General features: G+C 63.2%; 8 protein-coding genes. 4 read left to right on the top strand and 4 right to left on the bottom strand.

Annotation, left to right across the window (positions count from 1 at the left end):
* Nucleotides 1-23: 23 nt before the first annotated feature.
* Both FGL95_RS25670 and FGL95_RS25675 read right to left on the bottom strand, forming a co-directional pair.
* Nucleotides 24-1,535 carry a class I adenylate-forming enzyme family protein gene (locus tag FGL95_RS25670; protein WP_169592650.1) on the bottom strand — a complete coding sequence of 504 codons (1,512 nt, stop codon included), beginning with the start codon at nt 1,533-1,535 and terminating at the stop codon, nt 24-26.
* On the bottom strand, nt 1,532-2,455 hold the full coding sequence (locus tag FGL95_RS25675) for an alpha/beta hydrolase (protein ID WP_169592653.1): 924 nt from the start codon (nt 2,453-2,455) through the stop codon (nt 1,532-1,534). Before FGL95_RS25675 ends, FGL95_RS25670 begins: the two co-directional genes overlap by 4 nt.
* 78 nt (nt 2,456-2,533) lie before the next feature.
* Between FGL95_RS25675 and FGL95_RS33030 the strand changes: the two genes are divergently transcribed.
* The gene (locus FGL95_RS33030) at nt 2,534-3,187 is read left to right on the top strand and encodes a WHG domain-containing protein (RefSeq protein ID WP_169592655.1); all 654 of its coding nucleotides are present in this window, start codon (nt 2,534-2,536) and stop codon (nt 3,185-3,187) included.
* A gap of 19 nt (nt 3,188-3,206) precedes the next feature.
* On the opposite strand, the gene FGL95_RS25685 is transcribed toward FGL95_RS33030, so the two are convergent.
* Nucleotides 3,207-3,635, bottom strand: a complete 429-nt coding sequence (locus FGL95_RS25685) for an SCP2 sterol-binding domain-containing protein (protein ID WP_169592658.1) — start codon at nt 3,633-3,635, stop codon at nt 3,207-3,209.
* Between the two features lie 54 nt (nt 3,636-3,689).
* Nucleotides 3,690-4,142 carry a tautomerase family protein gene (locus FGL95_RS25690; RefSeq protein WP_169592661.1) on the bottom strand — a complete coding sequence of 151 codons (453 nt, stop codon included), beginning with the start codon at nt 4,140-4,142 and terminating at the stop codon, nt 3,690-3,692.
* A gap of 92 nt (nt 4,143-4,234) precedes the next feature.
* Here FGL95_RS25690 and FGL95_RS25695 point away from each other — a divergent pair, with 92 nt between their 5' ends.
* The 3 genes from FGL95_RS25695 to FGL95_RS25705 form a co-directional block, all read left to right on the top strand.
* On the top strand, nt 4,235-5,146 hold the full coding sequence (locus FGL95_RS25695; RefSeq protein ID WP_169592664.1) for an MBL fold metallo-hydrolase: 912 nt from the start codon (nt 4,235-4,237) through the stop codon (nt 5,144-5,146).
* Nucleotides 5,147-6,265: 1,119 nt separating this feature from the next.
* The gene (locus FGL95_RS25700) at nt 6,266-7,459 is read left to right on the top strand and encodes an IS481 family transposase (RefSeq protein ID WP_169592666.1); all 1,194 of its coding nucleotides are present in this window, start codon (nt 6,266-6,268) and stop codon (nt 7,457-7,459) included.
* Nucleotides 7,460-7,644: 185 nt separating this feature from the next.
* Nucleotides 7,645-8,127, top strand: a 483-nt coding sequence (locus FGL95_RS25705) for an IS110 family transposase (RefSeq protein WP_420838087.1), incomplete at its 3' end; no start/stop codon positions are given.

Here is an 8,127-nt window from a genome sequence, read left to right on the forward strand (position 1 = left end):
CGACTATCTGCCCGTTTCAGCAGTCACACGCGACCGCGCGACAACTGGGTCTCGATCGCGATGGAGCGGAGCCTGAGCTTGTCGATCTTCCCCACAGGGTTGAGCGGCAAGGCCGGAAGCACCGACATCACAGCAGGTCGCTTGTACGGAGCAAGCTGCGCCTGGCAGAGCTCCTCGAGAGCATCGAACATGCGCGACGCATCGCTGTCTCGACCGGTGGTGATGAACGCGGTCACGATCTCGCCCCACTTCTCGTCCGGCCTTCCGACGACGGCGACGTCGATGACGTCTGGATGACTCGCCAGGACGTCTTCGATCTCGCGGGGATAGATGTTCTCACCACCACGGATGATCATGTCTTTGACTCGCCCGTCGATCACCAGATATCCGTCGACGTCCAGGTGTCCGAGGTCGCCGGTCTTCAGCCAACCGTCTGCGAGCACGGCCCGAGTGTCCTCCGGCTTTCCGAGGTAGCCCGCCATGACGTTCTCGCCGCTGATCTGCACTTCCCCCGTCACGCCCGCGCCAACACCCGCTCCGTCTGCGTCCACGATCCGGACCTCTTGCCCCGGCATGGGCAGCCCCACCGTGCCTGGCTTCCGCAGGCCGTCCCACGGGTTGACCGTTGAAGCGCAGGTTCCCTCCGACAGTCCGTAGCCCTCCACAATCGGGAAGCCGAACCGGCTCTCGAATTCTTCCAGCAGCCCGTTGGGCGCGGGGGCGGCTCCGCAGAGTCCGAAGCGCAGCGACGACGTGTCGACCGCCCCGCGGTCCGGCACCGCTGCCAACATGGAGTAGATCGTTGGCACGCCGCTGAAGTACGACGGCCGAACCTTCGCCACCAGGTCGAAGAACGTCGCAGGGTCGAATCGTCCGGCGATGATCGTACTGCCGCCGTAGAGCATGGGTATCAGGACGCTGACGACGATCCCGTTGACATGGAACAACGGGAGAATGAGCAGACTGCTATCGGCACGAGTGATACCCAACGACCTCGCACCCATCGTGGCCATGGCGACGATGTTGGCGTGCGTGAGCATGACACCTTTGGGCCGTCCAGTGGTGCCGCTGGTGTAAATCAGAAGTGCAAGCGAGTCACCGTCAACCACTGGATCACTGGTCGTGTCGACGCCGGCCACAGGAGAATTACGCACGGCGATGACCGGGAGCCCGGGAGTCGGCGTCGAACCGTCGAGGTCGACGACTAATGCGGCGCCGGAGTCGCTGAGCTGATAAAGCAGTTCATCCTCCAGCAATCCCGGGTTGATCGGGGTCACCGTGCAGCCACTGCGCCAGGCGGCGAAGAGAAAGATGACAAATTCCAAGCCGCTGGGGAGTCGGATTGCCACGACATCACCGGCGGTCGCGCCATGCTCGCGAAGCTGAGCATCGGCCACGACGACTCGGTTGAGCAGTTCGCGATTGGTTAGTTCCTTGTTCCCGTCGCCGATGGCCGGTCCGTCCGGTTCCGCGGCTGCCCGGGCGTCGCACAGGGCCGCGAAATGATCGGTGATCCGGGGTTCTAGAGGCGTCATCGGGCACCACCAGTGGGCTGGGTCGACATGTGCTTCGCGAGGAAATCGATCTGCTCGGCGACGAGCTGCTCGAACGGCTGGCCGGTGTAGAAGTCGAAGTGCCCGGCCTCGTAGGTCTGAACCACGCCGTGTGGCGCTCGGCGTGCGTACTTCAGTGTGGGTCCAGCGGGCGCCACCGTGTCGGTGCTGCTGATGCAGAACAGAATCGGGATCTGGATCTTCTTCGTACTGCGTCCCGGTCGGTACCGGAGGAGGCGCGGGATCGCGCGCGCCCTCGTGCTGTTGACCCAAGTCCCCCCGTCCGGCACAAGCGACTGGTACCCCGGCAACGCATCGGGTGCAGTCATGATCGCGACATCGCCAGGCGCGCCGGCCAGTGGCAGGTACACCGGCTCTCGCCGGGTGACGGTGGCCACCAGGTCGCGGATGAACTTGCCCTGGAGGCGCAGGGACTCGAATGGACTCAAGCGCAGGGCGGTCAGCAGGCCGTCGGTGAACGGACACTGCGCAACGGCGGCCACTAGGTCGGGGTGACGCGACGCGATCGTGATCGCGTGTCCACCGCCGAATGACGTCCCCCACACCGCGATGCGCGAGGTGTCCACGTCATCGCGGCCGCGGGCGTGAGCCAGGACCTCCTCCCAGTCGCGCAGCTGGTCTTTCACGTTCAGCTCCTGACGATGGGTGCCGCCGCTGTCGCCGAAATTGCGATAGGTGAAGGCAATGCTGGCGATACCGCGGGCAGCGAACCGCTCCGCGTAGGCGTCGAGGCGCATCTCGCGCGTGGCGCCCATACCGTGTCCCATGACGACGACGGGAGGCCGCTGAACGCCTGTTGGCATATGAAGCCACGCCGTGCAGAAGCTGTCGCCCACTGGGATGGAGATGGTGTGGCGCTGGTAGCGGGTGTCCTTCGACATCGTCTGACCTCACAAAGTTTGTTATAACGTTGATATATTGTGGTTCGAGACCTAACAGGCATACGGGAGGATCGCGGAGTGACGACGATCGACGATCTCCCTGCACGCCGGGGCGCCCTGGTCGAGGCGGCCATCCGCCTCCTGAGCGAGAACGGACCGACGGCGATCAAGGCCCGGACGGTGACATCCGAGGCGGATCTGACGACGATGGCCCTGTACTCGGCCTTCGGGGGGTTGCCGGGCTTGATGACCGCTGTCGTCGAGGAAGGCTTTGCGCGTCTCGACACACGTATGCGCACGATCGAACCCTCCGGCGACCCCATTGCGGACCTGTTCTCGATGGCCATCGAATGTCGGCGTTTCGCCATCGACAACCCCTACCTCTACGACCTGATCTTCGGTATCGAAAGCCGAGACGCCGCCCGCGGCAAGCTGCTTGCCGGCGCCGCCTCGACCGAAGGAACCTCGTATCAGCAGTCCTTCGCCACGGTGGCGAATGCCTGCGACCGGGCTATCAACGCCGGCCGAGTGCGGTCGCCCAGTGGGCGCCACTTGGCTGCCCAGCTCTGGAGCCTCGTGCACGGTTACATTTCACTGGAGCTCGGCGGACACTTCGCGGGCTTCGGCGACCCTGTCGACGAGGTCCTGATCCCACTGGCCGTGAGCTTCATGACCGGCCAAGGTGATGACCGTGACAAGTCCCTGTCATCGACCACGAAGACCAAGGTCTGAGGCCGCCCGCCCGTCGTCGTCAGGCCGAGGCCGGGCTCGGCTTCTCGACTAGCAGGTCCTCGCGACCGGCATCGGTGACGGTCTGGACGTAGAGGGGGAAGAGCTTCGTAGCGATCGGCAGAACTCGGACGATCAACGACTTCTTCCCCTGCACCCTCACCAGCCCGCGGGTCATCGAGGCGAGCAGGTTCAGCTCGCCCTGCCAGAACAGATTGGCTGCCGTGGTCGACATGCGAAGAGTCGCGTCGGCCTCCTCCTCGGCGCTGCCCTCGCGCGCCTCCTGAGTAGCCATGTCGATGATGAGAACCCCGTCGGGGTCGGTGGTGATCACCTTCATCGTCCCTTGGAGACCTTTCATCTTGGCGAGAATCGCCTCGTCCGAGCGAGCGGCTTCGAAGGTGGAGCCGATGAAGCGAAACATCTCATCGGCGGCGGGCTTGGTCGTCATGTCACTTACTCCTGTATGGGTTGAGAAATCGGTCGGTTTCGTCGTGCGCGAACTTCAGGCCAACTGGTCGGCGTCTTCGCCCTGCCAAGGCGAGGCTGCGTTGTCCCTGGCCCATCGCTTTTCTTCGTCCGACTCCGGCGGCGGCGGCACCAAACCTTGGGTACGCCACAGGTCGAGCGGCGTCTCGTCGATGTGGATCTCCCAGTCGAATCCTCGATCCTTCGCGAACGGCTCCAGCGTCGCCTCCATCATTTCCATGGTCAGATCGCGCAGTTCCGGGGTGTCGAGCTGGCGTGCGATGTGGTCGATGACCACTCGGACGAAGTTGTCGGCCGGTTCTCCTCCCACCCAGATGGTGCCCGGCGGCCGCTCCTCGAACACGACCACGACGTAGAAGCGCGGCAGTCCAGCCAGGTCGGCGTAGACGTCGGTGATGGCGTTCGAGAACGCCCTCTTATCGGCGGCGTCGTAGGCCCCTTCAGGGGCAAAGATCTGCCACATCGGCATGGTTGGCTCATCTCCCTCGGTTACTTGCGCAAGTCCTAAAACAACGTTATAACAACATTATAGAATCTGCAACAGGCACCCATGGAGGAAAAATGAGCTCGCTTCCAGACAACGTCACCTATCGCCCGCCGGTCCGCGCGACGGTCTTCGTCGGGCGATGGCCGCACGTCCCCTTCGAGGAGATGCCCGAGATCATGCCGTCGGGCCTGTTCTCGCCAACCACAGCGACACTGATCAGTGGCGAGACCGAAGCCGTGTTGATCGATGCCCTATACCTCAAGGACGATGTCCGCGACCTTGGCGACCTGATAGAGCGAACCGGCAAGAAGCTGACCGCCATCTACGTGACGCACGACCACCCTGACCACTACCTCGGGATCGGTCCGTTGCTCGAGCGATTCCCTGAGGCCCGCTGTTTCGCGCTGCCCGAGGTCGTGGAGTCCATGCACGAGACGATGGAGATGCAAGGCGATCAGTGGGAGCTGCTGTTCGGCGACACGTGCGTCGTCGGAGGGGTGTTCCCTGAGCCCCTAGAGAGCGACACGCTATCCGTCGACGGCGTGGAGGTGCGCATCATCGAGGTCAAGCAGGCCGACATCCACCCGACCTCGATCGAGTACGTACCCTCGATCGACCTCGTAGTTGCAGGCGACTCGATCTACAACGAGATCCATCCCATGCTCGGACTCTCGGGTCCCGAGGAGTGGAAGGACTGGCTCGAGACCATCGACCTCGTGGAGAGCCTGGCGCCCAAAATGATCGTGGCCGGTCACCGTCGTCCCGATGGCGACGACCGTGCCGTCGAGACGATGATCAGTCAGACTCGGTCCTACATCCGCGACTTCGCTGCCACCTACGACGCCGCCACGTCGCCTGACGAGATCGTCGACGCGATGGTCGCGAAGTACCCGCACCACGGCAATCTCTGGACGTTGCAGTTCTCCGCCATCAACGTTCTCGCGTCGAACGATGCCGGAATTCAGGCCGCAAGCTCAGCGACCTGATCGCGTCATCGCCGTCTCCCGACGACCGAAGCGGCTCCGGCAGGAGCGGGTAGTCACCGGGTGTCGAGACCGTAGCCTACTGGGCAGGAACCTCGGGATATGGCGATAAGCGCAAAGTCGTTCCAATCCTTCAGCGGCCGGCAAGTCGTTCGCAGCGGGCGCGGCTGTCGTCTCGCGAGTAAGCGCTTTCCTCTCGTATGTCGCGGCGTGCGGTAGGCGTGCCGATGGGTCGGATAGCCGGCTGCTCGGCTGTCGACCGAGCGCAGCCTGCAGGTGTCAGCAGGTACCTATCAGAGCGCGTTAGCCGTTGAGGCGCACGAACATTCATTGCGATTGCTCCGCGGCCGCGCGATTGCCTGAACGCGAACGAGGCTGTTCAGCTGTTTGGATTTCATGCTGTCCGCTTCGCGAGGACTCCCATGTTGCTCAGCTCGGCGACACCGACGCTGACGCCTAGCTCGGTTCACCCCGGATGTGCCTTCTCCGGGGTGAACCGCCACCACTAGTCTGCATTGATTCGATGGGGTCAATACGTCACGGTCGCGGGCATCACCGAGGTGGCGGTTGTCGGCCGAAGCTTGTCGGTCTGAATCAACATAGGGGAGTTGTGGTCGGGCTATCGGCGGGACGTGACAGTCGAGGCCCGACTGATCTGTGCACTGGCGTCGGAGCTGTTGGCGCACTGCTGACCAACCGATCGTCCGATCGGCTGCGTAATGCGATATTACGAATCGCGCCAGTCCGGTGTGCTTTCGTTTCGCAAGCCGTCCGCGTCACGTTGCTGGCTCGCAGGGCTTTTATAGACATTCGATACCAAGGTCGGTACGGGCAGTGCCGTGTCCCGGTATCCCCACCCACAACCAAGCCTGTGGCGAAGATCAAGATCGTCACTGGCGTCGGTTCTGCGGATAGGTACCGCCGAAATTGCACACAGTTGAACCCGCGATCGGTGATCCGAAATCGGAAATCGGTGTCGACGACGGTCGAAAAGTAGGCCAGAAACGACGGTCCAAAAGTAGGCCACCCAACCACGATCGGATGTGTAGAGCCCGGGCACATGGCTGACAGGTTGTTAGCGGGACATCCCTGACACTCTCATAGAACGTGAGAGTGCTGAGCGTGAACGAACGCTGGTTGGAGATCTTGCTGACCCCGCTACGCGACGGGATCACCGTCGCCGAAACCTGCCGCCGCTACGGCGTATCGCGGCAGTCCTTCTACGACTATCGCCGCCGACTCCACGACGAGGGCGTGGCAGCGTTGCAGCCGCGGTCCCGGCGCCCGCACAGCTCGCCGGTCCGGACCGCCCCGGAGATCGAGGAACGGATCGTGACGATGCGGACCGACAATCCGCGTTGGGGAGCCCGGACCATCCACACTCGGCTGATCCGCGCGGGACTGGCGGCGCCGCCGGCAGTGTCGACGATTCATCGGATCCTGCAACGCCACGGCATGGTCACCGCGCCGATTCGTCGCGCACCGCGCACGTGGCGACGGTTCGAACGGTTCGCCCCGAACGATCTGTGGCAGATCGACGGCACGCAGGTCGAGCTGGTCGATGCGTCGAAGGCGTGGGTGGTCGATCTGCTCGACGACCACGCTCGGTACGCGATCGGAGCCACCGCGACCAGACGGTTCACCGGTTACGCAGCCTGGACTGCAATGGAGACCGCGATCGACGAGAACGGTGCACCGCGGCAGTTGATCAGCGACAACGGCATGCAGTTCAAGTCCGGCGAGGGCGAGAAACCGGTGTTCTTCCAGGAACGACTCAAAGCGATGGGTATTACCCAGCTGTCGTCGCGGCCGCGGCATCCGCAGACCTGCGGCAAGTTGGAGCGCTATCACCGCACCTTCAAGGAGTTCTACGCCGACCATGGTCCCGCAGTAGATATCCAAGACCTGCAACGTATCTGCGATGAATTCCGTTGGTACTACAACAACGATCGTCCGCACCGTGCGTTGGACGAGCAGACACCGTCCCAGGTGTACGAGACGCTGCCGAAGGTCGTACCCGGTGATCCACGGCCGAAGCGTCGCAACCATGGCCCACGGACATTGAAGGTCTCCAAGGCCGGCTCGTTCAACTACCGCAAACGCAAGATCAACATCGGGCAGGCCTATACCGGCCAGCACGTGACTGTCACCGAGGTCGGCGACCTCGTGCTCGTCACGCACACCGCCTCGCAGAAGCTGCTGCGTGAACTCACCCTCGGCCCGGTCGGGTCCTACCACCCGAGCGGCAACAAACGCGGGCGTCCCCGCAAGACAGCCTCTGCCACACCAGAATTGGTAGTGTCAGCGATGTCCTGACAACACGGTGTCAGGGATGTCCCCGGGCCCTACAACACTAAAAAGCAACAAGTGGCCTAGTTTTCGAAGAGCGCCACTGGCCTAGACGGTATGAGGGTCTGGGCTGGGGCCTCGATCACATGTAACCGTGGGTTGCCGGTGATGGGTGGTCCTGGCCGGTAGAGCCACAAGATGTGGAGGCCCCAGTGATGTATCAGCGTACGAGCGTCGGATTGGATGTGCACGCACGGTCGGTGGTGGCGTGCGGTCTGGACGGCGAGACCGGTGAAGTGGTCGAGCGTCGATTGACCCCGCAGCACACCGAGCTTCTCGACTGGATTCGAAAATTGCCGCCGCCGGTCGCCGTGACGTATGAGGCAGGTCCAACCGGCTACGGTTTGGCGCGGTTCCTCGACAGCGAAGGAATCTCGTGTTTGGTGGCGGCACCGTCGAAACTGCAACGGCCACCTGGAGATCGGGTGAAGACGGACACGCGGGATGCGCGGCATTTGGCCAAGCTGCTGCATCTCGGACAGATCGTGGCAGTGATGATTCCTTCGCCAGAGTGCGGGCGGACAGGTCAGACTCCGGATGGGCGGACAGTTAGCTCCGGGCTGACGGACACAAGTTCTCCGGACCGGTGGACACGTGATTTCCGGCTCAGCGGACAGCGGGGTTGCGACACGCCC

This window comes from Antrihabitans stalactiti, assembly GCF_012932915.1.
GTDB classification, from domain to species: Bacteria; Actinomycetota; Actinomycetes; order Mycobacteriales; family Mycobacteriaceae; genus Antrihabitans; species Antrihabitans stalactiti.